At 46.5% G+C, this 20,713-nt stretch carries 19 protein-coding genes; 9 read left to right on the plus strand and 10 right to left on the minus strand.

Annotation, left to right across the window (positions count from 1 at the left end; all coding sequences use genetic code 11):
- The first annotated feature begins 230 nt into the window (after window positions 1-230).
- Window positions 231-995 carry an RDD family protein gene (locus A4R26_RS09595; protein WP_081163565.1) on the plus strand — a complete coding sequence of 255 codons (765 nt, stop codon included), beginning with the start codon at window positions 231-233 and terminating at the stop codon, window positions 993-995.
- Between the two features lie 90 nt (window positions 996-1,085).
- Here A4R26_RS09595 and A4R26_RS09600 read toward each other — a convergent pair whose 3' ends face one another.
- Window positions 1,086-1,559: a hypothetical protein gene (locus A4R26_RS09600; protein WP_081163566.1), complete on the minus strand. Its 474-nt coding sequence runs from the start codon at window positions 1,557-1,559 to the stop codon at window positions 1,086-1,088.
- A gap of 140 nt (window positions 1,560-1,699) precedes the next feature.
- Window positions 1,700-3,178, minus strand: a complete 1,479-nt coding sequence (gene proS, locus A4R26_RS09605) for a proline--tRNA ligase (RefSeq protein WP_081163567.1) — start codon at window positions 3,176-3,178, stop codon at window positions 1,700-1,702.
- Window positions 3,179-3,414: 236 nt separating this feature from the next.
- On the opposite strand from proS, the gene A4R26_RS09610 reads away from it, so the two are divergent.
- The gene (locus tag A4R26_RS09610) at window positions 3,415-4,236 is read left to right on the plus strand and encodes a hypothetical protein (protein ID WP_081163568.1); all 822 of its coding nucleotides are present in this window, start codon (window positions 3,415-3,417) and stop codon (window positions 4,234-4,236) included.
- Between the two features lie 339 nt (window positions 4,237-4,575).
- On the plus strand, window positions 4,576-6,132 hold the full coding sequence (locus tag A4R26_RS09615; protein WP_133054607.1) for an OmpP1/FadL family transporter: 1,557 nt from the start codon (window positions 4,576-4,578) through the stop codon (window positions 6,130-6,132).
- A 171-nt stretch (window positions 6,133-6,303) separates the two neighbouring features.
- Here the strand turns inward: A4R26_RS09615 and miaA are convergent, their stop codons facing one another.
- The 6 genes from miaA to A4R26_RS09645 form a co-directional block, all read right to left on the minus strand.
- Window positions 6,304-7,200, minus strand: coding sequence for a tRNA (adenosine(37)-N6)-dimethylallyltransferase MiaA (gene miaA, locus A4R26_RS09620; RefSeq protein WP_081163570.1), 897 nt, complete (start codon window positions 7,198-7,200; stop codon window positions 6,304-6,306).
- Window positions 7,201-7,354: 154 nt separating this feature from the next.
- Window positions 7,355-7,927 carry an IS1096 element passenger TnpR family protein gene (locus tag A4R26_RS09625; RefSeq protein WP_081163571.1) on the minus strand — a complete coding sequence of 191 codons (573 nt, stop codon included), beginning with the start codon at window positions 7,925-7,927 and terminating at the stop codon, window positions 7,355-7,357.
- A gap of 404 nt (window positions 7,928-8,331) precedes the next feature.
- Window positions 8,332-9,912, minus strand: a complete 1,581-nt coding sequence (locus A4R26_RS09630) for a CCA tRNA nucleotidyltransferase (protein WP_081163572.1) — start codon at window positions 9,910-9,912, stop codon at window positions 8,332-8,334.
- A gap of 186 nt (window positions 9,913-10,098) precedes the next feature.
- On the minus strand, window positions 10,099-11,094 hold the full coding sequence (locus A4R26_RS09635) for a glycosyltransferase family 9 protein (RefSeq protein WP_081163573.1): 996 nt from the start codon (window positions 11,092-11,094) through the stop codon (window positions 10,099-10,101).
- A 121-nt stretch (window positions 11,095-11,215) separates the two neighbouring features.
- The gene (locus A4R26_RS09640; protein WP_081163574.1) at window positions 11,216-11,785 is read right to left on the minus strand and encodes an L-threonylcarbamoyladenylate synthase; all 570 of its coding nucleotides are present in this window, start codon (window positions 11,783-11,785) and stop codon (window positions 11,216-11,218) included.
- Window positions 11,786-11,814: 29 nt separating this feature from the next.
- Window positions 11,815-13,203, minus strand: coding sequence for a hypothetical protein (locus tag A4R26_RS09645; protein ID WP_133054608.1), 1,389 nt, complete (start codon window positions 13,201-13,203; stop codon window positions 11,815-11,817).
- Window positions 13,204-13,375: 172 nt separating this feature from the next.
- Here A4R26_RS09645 and A4R26_RS09650 point away from each other — a divergent pair, with 172 nt between their 5' ends.
- Together A4R26_RS09650 and A4R26_RS09655 are read left to right on the plus strand one after the other, a co-directional pair.
- Complete coding sequence (locus A4R26_RS09650; protein WP_242674872.1) at window positions 13,376-14,194, plus strand: 2,3,4,5-tetrahydropyridine-2,6-dicarboxylate N-succinyltransferase; 819 nt, start codon at window positions 13,376-13,378, stop codon at window positions 14,192-14,194.
- A gap of 9 nt (window positions 14,195-14,203) precedes the next feature.
- Complete coding sequence (locus tag A4R26_RS09655) at window positions 14,204-15,115, plus strand: DMT family transporter (RefSeq protein ID WP_081163576.1); 912 nt, start codon at window positions 14,204-14,206, stop codon at window positions 15,113-15,115.
- A gap of 626 nt (window positions 15,116-15,741) precedes the next feature.
- Here the strand turns inward: A4R26_RS09655 and A4R26_RS09660 are convergent.
- The gene (locus A4R26_RS09660) at window positions 15,742-16,686 is read right to left on the minus strand and encodes a hypothetical protein (protein ID WP_081163577.1); all 945 of its coding nucleotides are present in this window, start codon (window positions 16,684-16,686) and stop codon (window positions 15,742-15,744) included.
- 307 nt (window positions 16,687-16,993) lie between these two features.
- Between A4R26_RS09660 and A4R26_RS09665 the strand changes: the two genes are divergently transcribed.
- The 3 genes from A4R26_RS09665 to A4R26_RS09675 all read left to right on the plus strand — a co-directional run bounded on the left by A4R26_RS09665 (window position 16,994) and on the right by A4R26_RS09675 (window position 19,110).
- Complete coding sequence (locus tag A4R26_RS09665; protein WP_081163578.1) at window positions 16,994-17,347, plus strand: YciI family protein; 354 nt, start codon at window positions 16,994-16,996, stop codon at window positions 17,345-17,347.
- Between the two features lie 30 nt (window positions 17,348-17,377).
- A complete protein-coding gene (locus A4R26_RS09670) occupies window positions 17,378-17,719 on the plus strand; it encodes a YciI family protein (protein WP_081163579.1) in 342 nt (113 codons plus the stop codon).
- A 167-nt stretch (window positions 17,720-17,886) separates the two neighbouring features.
- On the plus strand, window positions 17,887-19,110 hold the full coding sequence (locus tag A4R26_RS09675; protein ID WP_081163580.1) for an RNA polymerase sigma factor: 1,224 nt from the start codon (window positions 17,887-17,889) through the stop codon (window positions 19,108-19,110).
- Between the two features lie 30 nt (window positions 19,111-19,140).
- Here the strand turns inward: A4R26_RS09675 and A4R26_RS09680 are convergent, their stop codons facing one another.
- Window positions 19,141-19,359, minus strand: coding sequence for a hypothetical protein (locus A4R26_RS09680; protein WP_133054609.1), 219 nt, complete (start codon window positions 19,357-19,359; stop codon window positions 19,141-19,143).
- 273 nt (window positions 19,360-19,632) lie between these two features.
- On the opposite strand from A4R26_RS09680, the gene A4R26_RS09685 reads away from it, so the two are divergent.
- Window positions 19,633-20,523, plus strand: a complete 891-nt coding sequence (locus tag A4R26_RS09685; RefSeq protein ID WP_165760213.1) for a patatin-like phospholipase family protein — start codon at window positions 19,633-19,635, stop codon at window positions 20,521-20,523.
- Window positions 20,524-20,713: the final 190 nt, after the last annotated feature.

The following is a 20,713-nucleotide window of genomic DNA, read 5'->3' on the forward strand; positions in this document are numbered from 1 at the left end:
GTTCATAAATATAATAGTGAAATTTTGCACGTTATAACGTTGTGATACAGATAATTCTTGTTATAGTTTGCAGAATAATACCCCCCGGCCCCCTAAAGGGGAAGAAATTACGATTTTCAACCAGTTACCAGTTTCCTGTTACCGGATCCGGATGGTAATTGCGGGTGTTTTATTTTGGGTTCCCGGAACGTAAATGATGGAATTTGTATATTGTAAGCTGAAGAATACCTATGCTATTAGTCAAATTAGATACCGGTTTTAACATTGAAGTAGAGTTCGCGCTCAGTCCGTTCCATCGCCGCTTTTTTGCCTGGCTCATCGATATTACCATCCAGGGTACCTACCTGTGGCTGGGTAATAAGTTCCTGAACGCCCTTGCGGGCCGCGACTGGGACGAGGAAATATGGCCTGTAGTGCTGTTCCTGCTGCCGTTCATTTTGTACCACCTGGTTTCGGAGATCACCATGAACGGGCAAAGCGTTGGGAAAATGGTGATGCAGATAAAAGTGATGACGCTGCAGGGCGGGCAACCTTCCGTAAGCCAGTTCCTAATTCGCTGGCTTTTCCGCATTGTCGACTTTCCGGTCCTGATGCTTCTCAGCACCATGACGGGGTATACAAACTGGTGGACGGTACTGATACTTTTTGCCGGGTTGATATGCACCATCGCCACGCCAAAATCGCAACGTATTGGCGACCTGCTGGCCGGCACCATTCTCATTGATCTTAAAAAACGCACTTCCTGGGAGGATACGGTGTTTACAGAAGTGGAATCAACCTATCAGCCACGCTACCCGCAGGTGATGCAGTTGAGCGACCGCGACATCAATACCCTGAAGAATATTATTGAAACGGTGAAAAAGCGGAACGACTATGACCTGTCGCTTAAAATTGCCGACCGCATACAGTCGAAACTTAAAATGCGCACCGACCAGGACGCACTGGATTTCCTGCAAACGCTGCTGAAGGATTACAACTATTATTCTACCAACTAAAAAAACAAGCGCCGGATATGTCAGCGCCAAACGGCCCTGCAATTTTCCGGCGCTGATTCTATATAATAATCCGGTTGAACGCTTCGCATGCTATCTTGAAACGGCAAAAACGAGCCCTATCACGAATATCAATGCATACAATGAAATAAGCACCAGCGTTAATATTCCTATATATTTATAACACAATTTCAGCTGACGGAATGAAGCTATCAGGGTCTCCTGGTCGTTGTTGCCCAATGCCTGCAGCATTTTGTTCGAGAATTTGAACATAAACAAACAGGGCATAAAATACAATACTACCATTGCAAGCAAAAGCACAACCTGGAAAATACCGCGATATCCAAACGCTGCGCTTAAAGGTGATGAATAGGCAGAATAAGAAGCCATGCTTCCCGCGAAAATGACTATGAGCAATATAAATCCCAGGGCAACAAAACCTACGATCGACAGGAATTTGGCCCATTTCGCCGTTTCGCGTAAGTGGCTGCTAACCTCATGATCAATTTGTAATTCAAAAAGGTTCGATTCAGTGTTCGATGGGGCGGTCTGAATGTACTGTTCCATATTATTTTATTGGATTTTTGGGGTTAAAAATGATAGCAACGGGGCAAGATATAAAAATAGCGGGGAATCTGAAATACCCGCAAGAAAAAACCCGCTACCGGTTTACGGGTAACGGGTATTATACTATCGTAAATACATTGTCAATACGCCTGTGCGAACAATGCCCGTTGATTGGCGGGTTTGCCCGAGAACACACAAGTGCCTTCTTCCTGCGGGTTATCTAAAGGAATGCAACGGATGGTTGCTTTAGTTTTCTCCTTAATGGCATCTTCCGTTTCGGAAGTACCATCCCAGAACGCAGATACAAAACCACCTTTTTCATTGATGATGTTTACAAATTCATCCCAGGTATTGACGGTAGTTATATGCGAATTGCGGAAAGCCAGCGCTTTATTGTAAATAGATTGCTGAATTTCGGCCAGCAGCAGCACAATGCGCTCAGGGAGGCCGTCCATCGATACGCTTTGTTTTTCTTTGGTATCGCGGCGGGCCAGCTCAACCGTATTGTTCTCGAGGTCTCTTAACCCGATCGCTACCCGAACAGGCACGCCTTTCATTTCATATTCGGCAAACTTCCAGCCCGGGCGTGCATTGTCGTTATCGTCGTATTTAACACGAACGCCGGCGGCCTTCAGCTGTTTTACCAGTTCCTGCACTTTTACGTCGATCTGCGCTTTTTGTTCTTCCCCTTTATAAATAGGAACGATCACCACCTGCAGCGGAGCGATCTTTGGCGGAATGATCAATCCCTGGTCGTCGCTATGCGCCATCACCAGCGCGCCGATAAGGCGGGTGCTTACGCCCCAGCTGGTAGCCCATACGTAATCGAGCTTGTTGTCTTTATCGGAAAACTTCACGTCAAACGCCTTGGCGAAGTTCTGCCCCAGAAAATGCGAAGTACCGGCCTGCAGGGCCTTGCCATCCTGCATAAGGGCCTCGATACAATAGGTATCAACGGCGCCGGCAAAACGTTCGTTCTCGGTTTTCACTCCTTTTATCACCGGCAATGCCATCCAGTTCTCTACAAAATCGGCGTACACGTTCAGCATCTGAATGGTTTCCTCCACCGCTTCTTTGGCCGTGGCGTGGGCGGTATGCCCCTCCTGCCATAAGAACTCGGCAGTACGCAGGAACAGGCGGGTGCGCATTTCCCAGCGAACCACATTGGCCCATTGGTTAATGAGCAGCGGCAGATCGCGGTAACTCTGGATCCAGTTTTTGTAGGTATTCCAGATAATGGCCTCGCTGGTGGGGCGAACCACCAGCTCTTCTTCGAGTTTTGCATCGGGATCAACCATCAGGGCGCCTTTTTTCGAAGGATCGGTCTTTAACCGGTAGTGCGTTACAACCGCGCACTCCTTGGCAAATCCTTCGGCGTTCTTTTCCTCGGCTTCAAACAGACTTTTGGGAACGAACAGCGGGAAATAGGCGTTTACGTGCCCGGTGTCCTTGAACATTTTGTCAAGGGCGTCGCGCATGTTTTCCCACAGGCTGAACCCATAAGGTTTAATTACCATACAACCTCTTACGGCCGAATAATCGGCCAGGCCGCCTTTAATAACCAAATCGTTGTACCATTGCGAATAATCTGTGCTTCGGCTGGTGATCTCTTTGCTCATGTTTTATTTTTTATATAGATCGGAGTCTTTTTAATGATGATTTAATTCCGCTTGGCCTGCCCTTCCAGCCTCATTATCAGGCATTTTGTCGATAAATTTTAACATTCGTCAAGCAATTATTTCCTGGCAGGGGCTGTCTTTTTTGTGTAACTTTAGTTCGGGAAAAACGCAAAAGTAGCATTTAGCTGCTGAATGTGAATTGCTTTCAAATTATTTAGTAGTCTAAAACCATTACTATGAGGTTTCTAAATATACTTCCTGTATTCCTGGCGATGGCAGTCTTAACGAGCTGCTCGGTATACCGTTCGGGCCAAACTCCCGACGATGTATATTATTCTCCAGGTCGCACGCAGGAAGATTCTTACGTTACAGTTGACAATACCAGGAAAGGCCGCAGCTATGGCCGTTACGATAACACCAATCCCGATGACAATTATTTGCGGATGCGGGTGCGCGATCGTTATCGCTGGAGCGCGTTCGACAATTATTCCACATTGAACGACTGGCAATACAATGGCGGTTATTACGGCATGTACAACCCTTATTATGCCGGCGGTTATGGATACAGTGGGTTTGGCTATGGCATGGGTATGGGTTTCGGGCCTTACAGCTATTACAACCCCTGGTCGTTTAATTCTTACTGGAACAGTTATTACCACTGGAACAGCTTTTACAACCCCTATTGCCCCGGTATTATCGTAGGCAGCTACAAAACCAACCCGGTTGTATACAATTCGGTGCGTAATTTCAATATGGCCACCTATAGTAACAACAGTAGCTACAACAACCGCAACAGCGGTGGCGGCGGCAGACCGATCTACCAATCGAACAATGGCCGGTATAATACCCGTAACGACAGCTATTATACGCCGGGTTCAAATAACGGCGGATTACGCCGGGTATATCCCAGCAGCAGTGGCAGCAACGGCGGTTATCAGCCTTCATCCCCCTCTTCAGCGCCGGTTAGAACTTACTCGCCCGCATCATCGGGCGGTTCTTCCCGCGGTAGCAGTGGAGGCAGCAGCGGCGGCGGCAGCAGGCCAAGCCGGGGCGGATAGACGAAGGACTGAAACGACAGACGGCAAACGTGAAAGGAACCCGTTTTTCTAACCTCGCTTCATACCGAAATCTCAAGAAAGTTCAGCAAGGTTGTCCTTTCCGTAAATAATGACAGACCAACTGTTTTTTGAAATTATTAATACCTGTAGTGTACTTTCACACTATAGACAAAAGCTTTTTTTCTATTGTGAGCGTGAAATTGTTAAAAAAACAATCAACCCGGCTTATACCATCATCACACTGCAGCAACGGAGCGAGGCACCGGAATTAAGCCCAACACTCAGTCGAGAGGTATATTTGCCGTTTCACGTTTCACGTTTTACGCTTAATGTTTGCAAATGAAGCACACCCTTACATTGTCTTTTCTTTTATTAGCCGGCAGTGCGGCTATGGCCCAGTTACCCGAAGATGTGATGCGTTTGGGCTATAACACGCATTCAGGAACGGCGCGTAACCAGGCCATTGGCGGGGCTATGGGCTCCCTCGGCGGCGATATCACTGCCAACTTTGTTAACCCGGCCGGTTTAGGCATGTATAAAGTAAGCGAGATCGTGCTTACACCCGGATTTACGCTGGCAAACAGCAAAAGCGTTTACCGCGAATCGAATGCTACCAGCAATAACCAGAACCGGTTCAATATAGGCGCCTCTGGTTTTGTATCGGCCTCCAGCGATCCCGGTCGAGCATTTGGAAATAAAGTGTTCAGTATTGCCGTTAACCGCACCGCCAACTTCAATAATTCAGTTTATTATAAGGGTGGAAATAATTACAGTTCCATTTCAGAACAATATGCCGAAGAATTTTCGAACTCGGGTGTTTCCCTCAATGACGTAAGAAACAGCCCTTATCTTTCGCTTGGCACCAAAATGGCCGTGTATACTTACCTTATAGATACCGCCACCGTCATGGGAGTTTTACAGGTACTTGGCCGGCCCGAATACCTCGATTCGGTTGTACAGGAAAACAGGATCACCACCACAGGCGGCATCTCTGAAATTGCCATTGGTTTTGCCGGCAACAACAATGATAAATTCTATATCGGCGGCAGCATCGGTATTCCCATCGTAAAATATGAGCGCAGGCTCGAGTTTACCGAATCGGACCCATCGAATGATGTCGACAACAATTTTAAATACACCCGGTACGAAGAAAGATTGACCACTACCGGCGTAGGCTTCAATGCCAAATTGGGTGTTATTTTCAAACCCGTGAACCAGTTGCGCGTTGGCGCTGCCATTCATACGCCAACACTCTATGGTTTAAAGGATAGATTGTGGACCAAAATGGTCACAGATGTAGAAGGGTTGTTCAGGCAAACCAACCCCAATGATCCCGGCATTGACAGTATTACCTCCGATTACTATGATGGCGGCCAAACGCCCGAATACAAATTCGATATGACCTCGCCCTGGAAATTCCTGGTGAGCGGTTCCTATATCTTTCATGAAGTGGAAGATGTAACGCGTCAACGCGGTTTTGTTACCGCCGATGTGGAATATGTGACTTATGGCTCAACCCGCTTCAACCCCGGTGAAGAAACAGGCGATGAATCTTATTTCGATAACCTGAACAAGACCGTAAAAGATTATTATAAAGGCGCGCTAAACTTACGATTTGGCGGCGAATTGAAATTCAATACGTTTATGGTGCGTGCGGGTTTCGCACATTATGGCAATCCGTATGCCGAAGATGCATTAAAGGCAAGCCGGCAAATTTACAGCGCCGGCGTGGGGTATCGCGACAAAGGCGTTTTTGTAGATCTTACCTATGCGCACAGCATTTATAAAGATGTACATTTCCCATACCGGTTAGATCCGCGATTCACAGAAAACACATTCGCCAATATAAAAAGCAATATCGGGCAGATTCTGCTGACGTTGGGGTTAAAAATATAAAAGGCAACGAGGCAACGAGGCAACGAGGCAACGAGGCAACGAGGCAACGAGGCATAAAGGCAAGTAGGGCCCGAAGCAGCCCGACGAGAGTGAGGCATGAATTTATATATTAGTCCCGAACCATGAACTGTGAACTATGAACTGTGAACTATGAACTGAACAACTGAACAACTAATTAACCACCTTCTCAACTATATTCTCAACAGCATCAGGTGAAAACCATTGCATATTTGCATCCCGTTTAAACCAAGTCATTTGCCGTTTGGCGTATTGCCGGGTATTGGTCTTTATCTGATCGATGGCCTGCTGCAGTGTTATTTTTCCGTCGAGGTATTCGAACAGCTCGCTGTAACCTACGGTTTGTAGCGCATTCAATTGTTTATAAGGAACCAGTTGTTTTACTTCATTCAACAACCCCTGCTCCATCATCTGATCAACCCGGGTATTGATACGCGCATGTAATTCGGGTTTGGGCAGTTCGAGCCCCAGTTTTATGATCCTGAACGGGCGCGCTGCTTTTTTTCCCTGCTGAAAAGTGCGTATAGACTCGCCAGTTGCCTGTTTTACTTCCAGTGCACGGATCAGCCGCTGGGGGTTCTGCACCTCTCCTGTTGCGTAATAAAGCGGGTCCTGCTCCTGTACCTGTTGTTGTAACCAGGCCAGTCCCGCCCGCTCGTATTGCGCTGTAATGGCCTGCCTGATGTTTATAGAAACAGGCGGCATGTCATCGAGCCCTTCGCAGAACGCTTTTATGTACAAACCGGTGCCGCCGGTTACAACAGCCAAATCGTGCTGCTGAAATATTTCATCAGCCGCCTGTAAAGCATATTGCTCAAAAACGGCAGCGTTTACATCATCGTGTATGGAATGGGAATTGATAAAATAGTGATGCACCTGTTGCAGTTCGCTGTGGGAGGGTTTGGCAACGCCTATTGTCATTTCCTTAAAGCACTGACGGGAGTCGGCTGAAATGACGGCGGTATTGAAATGCCTGGCTACGGCTATGGCTGCGGCGGTTTTGCCTACGGCGGTAGGCCCCGCAATAATTACACAAGTTTTTTCAGTCATATTGTTTGCCTGAGCTTGTAAAGAACTCAAAACAAGATTCAGTTTATGTTTTTTTGTTTATGGTTTATTGTTCTTCCAGCGGGTAGTTCGAAAGAAATTTCGAGTTTCAAAGCGCGGCAGCAACCACAAACTATAAACCATAAACTATAAACTCTTATACTTCGTCATCCTGTCCACCTTCTTCGGCTTCTTCGCCCTCTCCTTCTGTCAGTTCATCATCACCATCGCCTTCGGTGCCGAAACCTTCGGTGCCAGCTTTCAGGTCATATTTCTCTTCCATTTCGGTAAGCTTGTCGCCGGCAATACCTTTGGTGCCGTATTGCGATGGCGCAATACCTTCCGATTTTATGACTGCAGGATAATCGATCTTGCTACTTTCTTCTTTCGATACGCTGATCAGTTCAACCAGGAAACTCCAGTTCTTTACAAAATCGTAAACGAAAATGAATTTCTGGTTGGGATCTTTGATCTCAGAACCGATCGCCGTATTTTCCATCAGCAACGGGGCCACCTTGTACTGTTTATCGTATTGGGCCAGACTGATCTCGCGACCGCGTTGCCAGTTGTCATTACTGCGGTAGAACGTAGCCTGATGTTTACTATCAAACTCGTACGACTTCAGAATTACCTGGTGCAGTTGCAAAAAAGTTTGTGTATGCTTTATGGCAACATCCCGGTAGATACTGTCGTCTTCTTCAAAATATATTCTGAATTTTAAAACAGCCATACTTAAAATTTCAGGTTCTTTATTCTTTTGTTTATTCCCCGTGCTTAATGCCGGGTATATTCGAAAATTAATTCCCTATATTTTTAGTGAGCAAATATTTATCCAAATATTTGCAAAGTGCCAGCCGTTTCTATAGCCGGTTGCACCTACCTTTCAATTGCCTCCGTGTCAAAAATAAGACAATTCCCCAACTATCAAAGTATGCAATTTAAGGTGCATTTGCATAGCAACAAAATGCCCGAACATACACAGTGATACCGTTTTATGCAAATAAAGCAAAAGCTGCGCCGGGAAATTACCGCATATGGGCCAAAATTCGATTTCTGATTTTGAGATTTCAATATGTTCAGCAGATTAATAAATTGCGTAATCGCTAAATCTCAAAATCCCGAAATCAAAAAATCTTAAATTTTATTTACAGGCTGCAGCCCCAGTGCTGCTGCTTTTTTCATCATAAAATCATATGCGGCGTCGTAGGAGTTATCGATCTCCCCATCGAGGATGGCTTCGCGAATGCTGTTTTTGAGGTCGCCCACTATTTTACATGGTGAAAGTCCGAATATATCCATAATTATTTCACCGGTAACGGGCGGCTGCCAGTTACGTATACGGTCTTTTTCTTCTACCTCTTTCAGGCGGTGGCGCACCAGCTCGAAATTTTCGAGATAGCGGATCACTTTTTGTTTGTTCTTTGAGGTGATGTCGGCCTCACACAACAACATCAACGCATCTATATCGTCACCGGCATCGAACAACAATCTGCGTATGGCAGAATCGGTGATATTTTCTTTTGTAAGACTTATTGGCCGTAAGTGCAGTTCTACCAGTTTGCGCACAAAACGCAGTTTTTCATTTTGCGGCAGCTTCAATCTGGCAAACAGTTTCGGCACCATTCTGCCCCCTACCACTTCATGTCCATGGAACGTCCAGCCGTGGCCTTTTTCAAATTTCTTTGTCGGCGGTTTACCAATATCGTGCAGCAAAGCTGCCCAACGCAACCACAGGTCGCTGGTATGGCGGCAGATGTTATCAACCACCTGCAGGGTATGATAAAAATTATCTTTATGGCCCAGCCCGTCGATGTATTCGGCGCCGGCGAGGTCAACCATTTGCGGAAAAATGATATGCAGCAAACCGCTTTGATAAAGCAGGTCGAAACCAATGGATGGCTTTGGGCTCAACAATATTTTATTCAGCTCTTCGGTGATGCGTTCCTGCGATATGATCCTGATGCGTTCTGCATGGTCCTTGATGCCCTGGAACGTAGCCGGCGCAATGGTAAAGTTCAATTGCGCTGCAAACCGGATGGCGCGCATCATGCGCAGCGGATCGTCGCTGAATGTGGTTCCGGGATCGAGCGGTGTTTGAATAATCTTTTTCTCCAGGTCGTGCAGGCCGTTGAAAGGATCTATCAGCCTTCCGTAATCTTCGGTATTCAAAGAAATGGCCATGGCATTGATAGTAAAATCCCTTCTGTCCTGATCGTCTTTTAACGATCCTGGCACCACATCGGGGTTGCGGCTATGATAGCGGTAACTTTCTTTACGCGCGCCAACAAATTCAATTTCGAGCGCGGCCCCCCCCTGCTCCCCCGCGGTGGGGGGGGAATTAAGTTGATCACTATCGCCCCCGGTGATGATGGTAGTTGCAGGAACAGTTTCCTGTTCGCCATTCTCCACACCGGTAATATGTTTATGATCTACCTCGCCCTGTACTTCATCGTAAAAGTGTTTCAGTTTTATCTGGGCGGTGCCGTAGGTTTTGAAGAAGGAAACGGAAGGTCTTGGCTGGAAGCGTTCTGCCACCTTATGCGCCAGTTGAATACCATCGCCCACACAAACGATATCGGCGTCTTTTGTTGTACGGCCCAATAATTTATCGCGCACAAAACCGCCGATCACATATGCGGGCACACCCAGTTCTTCGGCAGCATGAGCGATCTTTTTAAAAACAAACAGTTCCTTTTCGTTGCACTTTATATCCATTATTCTTGTCCTTATTGCAAATGTACTATTTTCGTGGATCGGCAGTCGGCAATCGTAAATCGGCAATCCCCGACCTCATCGGGGGCGGTAAGCAGGAATTCCTTATCAACCTCTATCAACTTATCAACCTTTCAACTATTACTCAGCCTGCCGCACAGAGAAACCTTTATCAACTCTATCAACTTGTCAACTTCTCAAACGCTCAACCAACTGCCCACTCGAAATCCCATACGCACATTTAAAATGGCCTAACGGGCACGCGGGCCTGCCATGTAACCCGCAGGGCCGGCAGGCCAGCGGCTCCTGTATCTCTACAATAAAACGTTTATCCGATAACGGTCCAAACCCGAATGACGGTAAGGTAGAGCAATACACGGCCGTTACCGGCGCATTTACCGATGAGGCAAAATGCATGGGCGCCGAATCATTCACGTAATTCATGACCGCTTCTTTCATCAGCGCAGCCGATTGCAAAAAGCTCAGTTTGCCGCACAGGTTCACCACTGTGGCGGTTATACCGCCGGCGCGAATTTCTTCGGCAAGGGGCACATCATTGGGCGCCCCCAGTAAATAGATGGTATAGTTCGCCGGTATTTCTTTGGCGAATGCGATCCATTTATCTTTCGGGAATTGTTTGGTGAACCACACCGATGCCGGTGAAATGGTGATATACGGATGTTTCTTATAACCCTGTACGGCGGCCGTATCCTGCGCGGAAGGATACAGGTGCGGTTTCATTACCTCGTCGTTCGTAAAAGCGCTGATCAGCTCATTGTTGCGGTCAACCTCGTGTATGGGGTGCTGCACATCGCTGATAACATGTTTTATTTTTTTGCTGAACGCCCAACTGAAGGGATTTTTATCGAACCCGATGGTTTCGCGGGCGCCCGAAAATGCGGTGAGTATACCGGTGGCGGCAAAACGCTGTACGTTTATCACTTTATCGTACCGGCGTTTCCTGATGATCCCTAACATCTTCCACAGGTTTGTTAGTTTGCCGTTCTTTTTGTCCCAGATAAGCACTTCGTTCAGGTACGGGTGATTATGCAGCAACCCTTCATTGCCTTTTCTTACCAGAAAATCAATTTTCGCATCGGGGAAATGGCGGTGCAGTTTTTCCACAATGCCTGTCGCCAGCACCACATCACCGATAAAGGCGGTTTGTATAATGAGAAAGTTCATTCTAATTTGTTTGTGGTTTGTGGTTTGTAGTTTGTGGTTGCTGCCGCACTTGAGGTTCAAAATTAATAGCGAACTTCCTTTAAAAGAACAACAAACCACAAACAATAAACTACAAACTATTTTATTCCCTGATAATAGTTACACTCCCATCCCTATTCCACTTAATAATAGCTGATGCCGCATGCGGCGTCGTGTCTTTTTGCCGGTGTTGAACAATATAGTCGACCCCCTGCCAGATGGCGGGCATAATTTCACCGAAGGTCGCCGGAGAAGGATCGCCCGATAAATTGGCCGAGGTAGATACGATCGGTTTGCGAAACCTTTTGATCAGGTGTTTGCAGAAAGTATCTTTTACGATGCGGATGGCAACCGAACCGTCGGAGCTGATCACATTATCGGCCAGCCCGATGGCGCCGTCATAGATCACCGTAGTAGGCTTTTTAGCTTTGGCGAGGTGATCGAACACCTGCAGGTCGATATTGGCCACATACTGCATCAGCTCTTTTTCATCGGCCAGCAGAATGATCATACTTTTTGAGTCGGGCCGCTGTTTCAGATTATAAATGCGGCTCACGGCAGTGGCATTGGTAGCATCGCAGCCAATGCCCCAGATGGTATCCGTGGGGTAAAGGATCAGTCCCCCACCCTGTAATACCTTTAAACAATGATCTATATCGTGCGAAAAATCCATGGTGCAAATGTAGGGTCAAAAAAAGATCGCTAAAATTTTAAAATTATCAGTTTGCGTTCACCCTTGCTGTAATAGGCATAATAATAATTCCCATTGGTCATAAAAAGGTTTTCCGCTTCGGCAGGTATTTTTATATCTGCGGTCCAGTATTCAATTTTTTCATTGATGGAGTTATTCATTTCGCCTTCAATGTGCTCAAATGTACTGGCATTCAACAGGGTTTTAAACCGGGCCGATTTTAGCCAGGTACTGCGGGTAACACCGCCGGTGGGTACCACAACCATAGGAGTCATTGCCGATCCGCTGGCAAACACCATATCACCGCCGCCGGCAGATAGTTTCGCATAGGACCCTACGATCAGTTCTACCTGGCCACTATTGTTCATGGTGGCAGTGATCACCGCGTCGGCATTCACCATTTTCCGCAGCAATTGTTTGGTTTTACCCAATTCGCGTTTTGTGCCGGAAACATACTGGCCGCCCTCCTGCATGATTGGGGTATTTTTAAAGGAGATCTCGTCTTCCCTGTTCGCTACAAATGATCTGTTGATGGCCCCGGTATACAGGTCAACCACCTGTATGCATAAACTATCCGGTGTTACGATCACGTAAAACAATTTGTTCCGCAATAAAAAAGAATTGTCTGAATAAGCGATGGTTGGGGGAACTACATGCTCATGATGTTTTATGAGCCAGGTATTCACTTTTTTATTTTCAAGATCGAAACTGTATACATGGGTGGAATCGCGGTGGTTATTCATTACCAGGAACAGCGTATCGTTACGTGGGTATAACTTATTGCCTTTAACCGCTGTATTGATGCTGGCTTCGCCTTCGAGGTCAACTTTTTTAACACTCGCAACAGGGCTAAACCCCTGATAAGTGACCAGGTCTTCCCACCTATCGGGGGGAAAAGTATACCGCAACGTATCCCACTGTTGCTCACCGGTAAAATTATAGATGCTGAATTCCGACGTGTTTTTGTTCGAGGTAAAATATAAAAAGCGATCGCCTGCGCTGATATTTTCTACCGCTTTTTCTTTTTTAAGATCGAATGCAATGTAGTGGTCCCTTATTTTACCGGTTGCTATCTCCAGCACATAGCTGTGCAGCTCATCCTTTGCCGGTTTTGTAAACAGGTACACCATGGAGTCTTTTATAAAACCGCCCAGTATTTTTTCACTGGAATTGCGCACAAGGCCAAATTGCCTGATAAGCCGTACCCGGCGGTTAAAAACGAATGCCCTGATGCTATCGCTGTTTACCGCAAACGTGCAGCTTTGCGTTTTGTTTTTGTTGGAAATGGTATGTAATTCCATTTTTTTTCCCCGCCAGCCCATGGGTACTTCAAAATGTCTTTGCTGGGCCGGCACCATAATGGAACAGTGAAAAAACAGGGCAAAGATCAAAAAACGCATAGTTAAGGGTATTAAAAGCGCTAAAAATAGCAAAAGGTTTACAGCGGCCAAAACGGTTGCCATATTATTGCTATTGCCGGCATTTGCCTTATTTACGGGGTACCGGGCAAAAGCGCCATGTTTTTATAAAAGATTTATGATCTGTACTGTATGTTTGCAAAAAATTATAGAAATGCAAGATCTGATACTCGAAGCCTGGAGCAATCGCGAGTTATTAAAAGAAAAAAAATATACCGACGCGGTAAAAGCTGTAATTGAAGAAGTAGATAAAGGCCGTTTGCGCGTGGCCGCACCGGCTCCCGATGGCGATCGGAACAAATGGACGGTGAACGAGTGGGTAAAACAGGCGATTTTGATGTATTTCGGCATCCAGCAAATGCAAACCTGGAACCTGGAGCCGTTTGAGTTCTATGACAAAATGCTGCTTAAAAAGAATTATAAAGAACTGGGCGTACGGGCTGTACCTCACGCCGTAGCACGTTATGGCGCTTATGTTGCCAAAAACGTGGTACTGATGCCCTCTTATGTAAATATCGGCGCTTATGTCGATGAAGGCACTATGGTCGACACCTGGGCTACCGTGGGCAGCTGCGCACAAATTGGTAAAGGCGTGCACCTGAGCGGCGGTGTAGGCATCGGGGGTGTGCTGGAACCTTTACAGGCTACACCTGTTATCGTTGAAGATGGTTGTTTTATCGGCAGCCGTTGTATTGTGGTAGAAGGCGTGGTAGTTGAAAAAGAAGCCGTATTGGGCGCCAACGTGGTATTGACTCAAAGCACCAAAATCATCGACGTAAGTGGTGATACACCGGTTGAATATAAAGGACGTGTACCGGCACGCAGCGTCGTAATTCCCGGTACCTATGCCAAAAAATTCCCTGCAGGCGAATATCATGTAAGCTGCGCGCTCATCATTGGTCAGCGCAAACCAAGCACCGACCTGAAAACGAGTTTGAATGATGCGCTGAGAGATTTTAATGTATCTGTTTAAGAATTAATATTGGAAGGGAAAAAACATAACGTCGCTTTAACGGGATTCCTCATCACTATAATTGGTTCCATTTTGTTTTCAACAAAAGCTATCATTGTAAAGGTGGCTTTTGCGAACACGTCTATGGATGCCATTACCCTGCTTATGTTGCGGATGACTTTTTCCCTTCCGTTTTATTTAGGCGCTATCTGGTTTGCCCGGCAGGAAGGCCTAACACCGCTTACCATTCGCCAGTGGCTGGGCATTGTCGGCCTCGGCATCTTCGGGTATTACCTCAGCAGCCTGTTCGATTTTGTAGGTTTGCAGTATGTTACGGCCGGACTAGAGCGGCTGATCCTGTTTTTATATCCCACCTTCGCGGTATTTATCAACGCCATAGTCTTTAAACAACCTGTCGTTCGAACCCAGCAGATCGCGTTGTTCCTCACCTATGCCGGTATCGGCATCGCTTACCTGGGCGAATTACACTTCGATATCGGCAATCCCAATTTTCTCTGGGGCAGTTTCCTTATCTTTTTGTGCTCCATCACCTATAGCGTTTACATCGTCGGCAGCGGCCGCATGATACCAACGGTAGGCGTTACGCGTTTTACCGCTTATGCCATGCTGGCATCAACCACCGGCGTGTTTGTGCATTTTGCCGTAAGCGGCGGCAACCTGCAGCTTTTACAGGAAGCCGCATCCCACTTTTGGTATGGGTTATTGCTGGCCATCGTAGCCACCGTATTGCCCACCTTCATGCTGGCAAGCGGTATGAAACGCATCGGCTCGAACAATGTGGCCATCATCTCTGCCATTGGTCCCGTTTCCACCATCATTCAGGCGCATTTTATCCTGGGCGAGAAAATATTTCCCGCGCAGATCGCCGGAACCCTCCTGGTTATCATTGGTGTGATCCTTATTGGATGGAAGCGGAATTAATCAATGTGATAATTCGATAACTAGATAATGTGATAATGGAATACAGGTTCAACCATTCCATTATCAACTAACCCGGTCAATTTTATTCCTTTAAAAGAACTTACGTACGCATCACAAAAATAACTTTTAGAACACCCCCTTCTTTCCAATTTGTGACGGTGGCCTCCCAAATATGTGACGACTTCCTCAAACCGGTGGTACGAACAGCTCATTCTCCCCGAAAACTGCTTTGCAGGCGTGACGAACAGAGAAAACTGTTGTGACGAACGTAGTATAACGGTGTGATGAGACATGAACCACTCTTTAACCCCGGGTTCTCCTCTTTGGGTCCTCTTTGCCTCCTCGAAACCACCTCTATGGGTCCTCGGGCGCTGAGGAGGCAATGAGGTGTCATCGAGGTATCATTAATGCTGAACACCGTATAAAAAAAAGCCTTGCAAACCAGGTTTGCAAGGCAATTAGCTGATTTGCTAATGTGCTAATTCGATAATGGAATACAGTATCGGGGATGCTGACGCGGTTATAAATGTTGACGCAAAAACTGCTTACCCGCTGCTTAGCGTACTGTTCCGGAAAATGAGCATGCCGAACCTAAAGAATTATCACATTAGCATATTATCACATTATCACATTGATCTTCCGCATCTCTTCTGATAGTACCCGCAACTTTTCTTCGGCTTTTCTGCCGGTGCTGCTGCCGGGGTTTGTTTCGGTTGCACAATTACCTTTTGCATGGCAGGCGCCGGCTTTTGAGGAGCCCCTGCTTTTTGCGCTACGGGTTTGCTTTTCGTAAAATTCAATGGCATACCTACGGTAATATTCCAGGCCGATGCAGAAGACGATAATTGCGTATTCAGTTCTTTGCCATCGAGCGGCGTGGTCAATGATTCATTATTCAGATTTCCAATACCCCTCAGGTATTGAATACCTACCACATACTTGTTCACATCGCCTTTGGCAAATGCCAGGTTAACACCGGTCATAAAGGCCGAGGTCCAGTTACCGGCGCTGTACTGGTAAACAGTTTCGTTCGATCTCATGATACTTGTGATGGCGGTTTGCGGATCAGGTACAAATGCCATTCCCACAAATGGCTGAATGCGCATATTCATCACTGGTTTTTTGGCGGCTGCTGCCTGCGCCATCATCATTTTACGTGCAGCGCATGGATTGCCGGCTTTTACCGGCGCTGTTTTTGCTTTGGAATGCTTTCCCAAAGCAATGGCTTTGCTGCTAACCTGGTAGCCGGCTTCAAGCCGGAGTTTCCAGTCGCCATTAGAAGAAGAAAATTCTTTGTCACCTGTTTCAGGATTGGTGAATTCATATGTTACAAGGGAACGGTTCGAAGCCAGGCCTACAAACGGCCCATGCCGTTTATTAAAAAGGTAATCTGCCCTGAGGCCAACCTGAGGTGAGAAATTTGCACTCATGGGATTAATGCGGGAAGTGTTGTTGTACTTTACACAGGTGAAAGCTTGTTCAATACCCACTCTGGGTGTAACGGAGAGTTGGGCATTCGTTGCGAACGCACACGCAACGAATACCAGACCGGTTAACGCTGCTTTTCTCATAGCTTAGTTTTTAAAAAGTGTCTTATAAGTTACGACATAAAGCGGGAAAGAAAAATTAGAATACATGAGCGGCGTGGCGGCGGGCGCCGGGTTGATAAGTTGAAAAGTTTAAAAGTTGATAAAGGAAATACTCAAATGTTCAACCTGACAACTATTAATCAATATGATGCACAGAAATCCTCTATCAACAATATCAACTTTATCACCTCTATCAACTTTTTTTACCATCCTTGTCCAAATCAACCAACCCCGTTTGTTATATAAGTATAACATTTATATTCAATAACAAATTAAAATTTGAAAAAAAATGGATGAGTACATGTTGCTATTACGGCATGAAGACGGCAGCAAGATCGCTTCACCCGAACAAATGCAGGTATGGATGAAACAAACCATGGACTGGATCGGCACCATTTCGGCAAAAGGTAAATTCGTGAAGGGCACCGGTTTGTTGTTCGAAGGCAGTAAAGTAGTGCGGTGGCACGGCGTGGTAACCGACGGCCCCTTCGGCGAAATAAAGGAAACGCTGGGCGGACAAATGATCGTAAAAGCCGATTCATTTGAAGAAGCCGTTGAATTCGCTAAAGGCTGCCCGGTGCTGCAGGGCGAAGGCAATAGCGTGGAAGTCAGAAAGATCGCCAAAGACGACGGCGTGCATTAACAAGGGAGCAAAACACTATAACAACAAAACATGAAGGACTACTTACTTGTTTTCCGGGCCGATTTTAGCCTGATGCCCAACCGCACCCCCGAAGAAATGCAGGCGATGTCGAAACGCTGGATGGACTGGATCGGCAGCATTGCAGCGCAAAACAAATTAGCCGGTGTCGGTAACCGCCTCGAAGGAACGGGCAGGGTGCTCAAAGGCGACAGTACCATCACCAATGGCCCTTATGCGGAAATAAAGGAATCGATCGGCGGTTACTCTATCGTAAAAGCAGATTCTTACGAAGCGGCCATCGAACTGGCAAAGGGCTGTCCCATTTTAAAACAGGGTGGCAACGTGGAGGTGAGAGAAATAAGTGAAAATTAATTAGCTAATGTGATAATTCGATAATGTGATAATGGAATACAGTTTGGTGGGTGCTTGCGCGTGAGCTTACGTTGAGCTTACATTTAGTAGGATCTGCTGAACATAAAGCATTAGCACAATAGCTAATCAGCTAATTATCGAATTATCACATTATCACATTTGCCTTTATGGAATTAATACCGCATTTATTCAGAACCGAATACAGGAAGATCATAGCCGTATTATGTAAACGTTTTGGCTTTGATGAAATTGAAACAGCCGAAGACATTGCCAGCGATACCTTTATGAGCGCCACGCAAACCTGGGGTTTGCAGGGCATTCCCGAACATCCTGTGGCGTGGCTGTACACCGTGGCCAAAAACAAAGCGCGGAATTTTCTGCACCGGCAGGCCACCTTCAACAACAAGGTGATTCCCGAAACGGCCCTGCGCGAAAATGCATCCACACTTCCGGAATACGAGATCGATCTTTCGCCGCAGAACATTATCGACAGCCAGTTGCAAATGATGTTTGCCATCTGCCACCCGTCAATTGCGCCAGAAGCCCAAATAGGTTTATCGCTGCGCATCCTTTGCGGTTTTGGTATTGAAGAAATTGCCGACGCCTTTCTAACCAAGAAAGAAACCATCAACAAACGCCTGTACCGCGCCAAAGAAAAATTAAGAGAAGAAAATATTCCCATAGCACTTCCCGGTATGGCCGAAATAGACGACCGCCTCGCCATTGTGCTGGCAACGCTTTACCTGTTGTTCAGCGAAGGATATTATTCCATCAGCAATAACAGAACCGTTAGAAAAGAACTGTGCTTCGAGGCCATGCGGCTTTGTTATATGCTGGTAGAAAATAAACATACCAACAAACCGCCGGTAAACGCATTGCTTTCACTCATGTGTTTTCATGCCTCGCGTTTTGAAGCCCGGTTGAACCGGAATGGCGAAATGATCTTATACGAAGAACAGGACACCACCCTGTGGGATGCCGACCTCATAAGCAAAGGCGGTTACTTCCTGAACCAGTCTGCCACCGGTACCCAACTCTCGCGTTATCACCTCGAAGCTGCCATCGCTTACTGGAATACGCAAAAGGACGATACCAAAGAAAAATGGGAAAACATTTTACAACTCTATAACCAGTTGCTGCAAATCGAATACGCTCCCATTGCTGCGCTTAACCGCACTTTCGCCCTCTCCAAAGCCAATGGCAAAGAGGAAGCCATTATTGAAGCGGAAAAACTAAACCTGACCAACAACCATTTTTATTATACGTTACTGGGTGAACTATATACGGGGATCGACAATACGAAAGCAAAGCAGCATTTTGAAAAGGCGCTATCGCTGGCGAAAACACTAACGGATAAACAAACCATTGAAAAGAAGATCGATAAGATCTGATAGTTACCCCGCTCCGCGGGTTACAGGCAATTACAATACATGCTCACCTGTAACCAACAACCAGCAACCGTAACCGGCAACCGGTGCCCAGTAACCGCCAACTGGCAACCTGGCAACCAGCAACCGGCAACCGGTCACTTCCCCCTCCATCTTCCGGTATTCGCATACATAAACCTGCCATTGGCATTCATTTAAATGCAGCCATTCTACCAATAAGGTAATTTTGTATTGCCGTGAATAAGTTGACAAATCGACAAATAAGTAACCAGAAAGAAGAACGTAGACAGAGAAGCGTAGTTGAAACACCGATAAAAATGATCAAAATCAACTTATATCCCTAAAAATTGAACCCGGCCTTCAAACAAGGCGCGCAAAATTGTTCTTGCGGTATCTTGCGTTACCAGATTGGTTAATCACTCTTTTGCCTAACCGGGAATAACCCATGTTGGCAACAGACCGATCCGCCTGATCGGGCCGGGGCCTGTTATTGTTCTTATCACATTAACCATTAAAATGTACACGATGTCTTACAATTACACCAACCTCGTATTTGAAGGTGGCGGGGTAAAAGGAATTGCCTATGCGGGCGCCCTGCAGGTATTGACCGATTGCGGAATTCTTCCCCACATAAAACAGGTAGCGGGCACTTCGGCCGGCGCCATTACCGCCACGCTGGTAGCATTGGGTTATACCGCGCCCGAAATAAGATCTATCATTATGGGAATGGATTTTAAACAGTTCGAAGACGGCTGGGATCCGCTTCGCCTGGCAACAGATTACGGTTTGTATAAAGGCAATACCTTTCTTGCGTGGATCCAGAAAATGATCGCTGCCCGTACACCCAAGGGTGCCGCCGCCACTTTTGCCGACCTCTACAATCAAAACGGCATCGGGTTGTTCGTATTTGCAACCGACCTCAATATGTATAACGTAAAACAGTTCTCGCATCTCGATACGCCCGATGTGCCTGTTGCGGAAGCGGTGCGCGCATCGATGTCGATCCCCATGTTCTTCAAAGCCTGGAAGTTCAGCAATAACCTGCCCGATGATCATATTTATGTAGATGGCGGTGTGGTGCTGAATTATCCGCTCACGATCTTCGATACGCCGCAAAACCCCGAGAACCCCCAGACGCTGGGCTTTTTCCTGTATGATAAGAACGGGAATAAAAAACCGAATACATTAACGTACGATCAGCCTATTGCATACTGTAAAGCATTGTTCGAAACCCTGCTCGATTCGCAGGTGATCGATTTTGCCAACGACCCGGCCATGGAGCAACGATCGGTGAAGATCGATGACTTCGGCATTGCCGCCACGGATTTCGATATTACACAGCAACAAAAAGAACAGTTATATAAATCGGGAATGGTTTATACAGAAGCATATTTAAAAATTCCCGTATTAAGTTGATCGTAACGAATTGATGGGTTCTCACTAAGCCATCTGCCAAAAGGCAGATGGCTTTATTCTTTTTATTGCCAGCCAGTGCCACTTATATGTAGAACAGGGCATCAATATGATCAACGTCAGTAATCCGGCGCCAGGCAACTGTTATGTAACGGTATATAAACAGCAAAAGCGGTTAGGCACACAAAAGCTG

Origin of the sequence: Niastella populi, assembly GCF_002078015.1 — a bacterium.
GTDB classification, from domain to species: Bacteria; Bacteroidota; Bacteroidia; order Chitinophagales; family Chitinophagaceae; genus Niastella; species Niastella populi.

What these genes read in the sequence shown, in the direction of transcription:
- A4R26_RS09600 (WP_081163566.1), bottom strand. Translation starts at nt 1,559, where the DNA reads ATGGAACAGTACATTCAGACCGCCCCATCGAACACTGAATCGAACCTT.
- A4R26_RS09660 (WP_081163577.1), bottom strand. Translation starts at nt 16,686, where the DNA reads ATGAGAAAAGCAGCGTTAACCGGTCTGGTATTCGTTGCGTGTGCGTTC.
- A4R26_RS09665 (WP_081163578.1), top strand. Translation starts at nt 16,994, where the DNA reads ATGGATGAGTACATGTTGCTATTACGGCATGAAGACGGCAGCAAGATC.
- A4R26_RS09640 (WP_081163574.1), bottom strand. Translation starts at nt 11,785, where the DNA reads ATGGATTTTTCGCACGATATAGATCATTGTTTAAAGGTATTACAGGGT.
- A4R26_RS09615 (WP_133054607.1), top strand. Translation starts at nt 4,576, where the DNA reads ATGAAGCACACCCTTACATTGTCTTTTCTTTTATTAGCCGGCAGTGCG.
- A4R26_RS09650 (WP_242674872.1), top strand. Translation starts at nt 13,376, where the DNA reads ATGCAAGATCTGATACTCGAAGCCTGGAGCAATCGCGAGTTATTAAAA.
- A4R26_RS09675 (WP_081163580.1), top strand. Translation starts at nt 17,887, where the DNA reads ATGGAATTAATACCGCATTTATTCAGAACCGAATACAGGAAGATCATA.
- A4R26_RS09595 (WP_081163565.1), top strand. Translation starts at nt 231, where the DNA reads ATGCTATTAGTCAAATTAGATACCGGTTTTAACATTGAAGTAGAGTTC.
- A4R26_RS09685 (WP_165760213.1), top strand. Translation starts at nt 19,633, where the DNA reads ATGTCTTACAATTACACCAACCTCGTATTTGAAGGTGGCGGGGTAAAA.
- A4R26_RS09625 (WP_081163571.1), bottom strand. Translation starts at nt 7,927, where the DNA reads ATGGCTGTTTTAAAATTCAGAATATATTTTGAAGAAGACGACAGTATC.
- proS (WP_081163567.1), bottom strand. Translation starts at nt 3,178, where the DNA reads ATGAGCAAAGAGATCACCAGCCGAAGCACAGATTATTCGCAATGGTAC.
- A4R26_RS09635 (WP_081163573.1), bottom strand. Translation starts at nt 11,094, where the DNA reads ATGAACTTTCTCATTATACAAACCGCCTTTATCGGTGATGTGGTGCTG.
- A4R26_RS09645 (WP_133054608.1), bottom strand. Translation starts at nt 13,203, where the DNA reads ATGCGTTTTTTGATCTTTGCCCTGTTTTTTCACTGTTCCATTATGGTG.
- A4R26_RS09630 (WP_081163572.1), bottom strand. Translation starts at nt 9,912, where the DNA reads ATGGATATAAAGTGCAACGAAAAGGAACTGTTTGTTTTTAAAAAGATC.
- A4R26_RS09670 (WP_081163579.1), top strand. Translation starts at nt 17,378, where the DNA reads ATGAAGGACTACTTACTTGTTTTCCGGGCCGATTTTAGCCTGATGCCC.
- A4R26_RS09610 (WP_081163568.1), top strand. Translation starts at nt 3,415, where the DNA reads ATGAGGTTTCTAAATATACTTCCTGTATTCCTGGCGATGGCAGTCTTA.
- miaA (WP_081163570.1), bottom strand. Translation starts at nt 7,200, where the DNA reads ATGACTGAAAAAACTTGTGTAATTATTGCGGGGCCTACCGCCGTAGGC.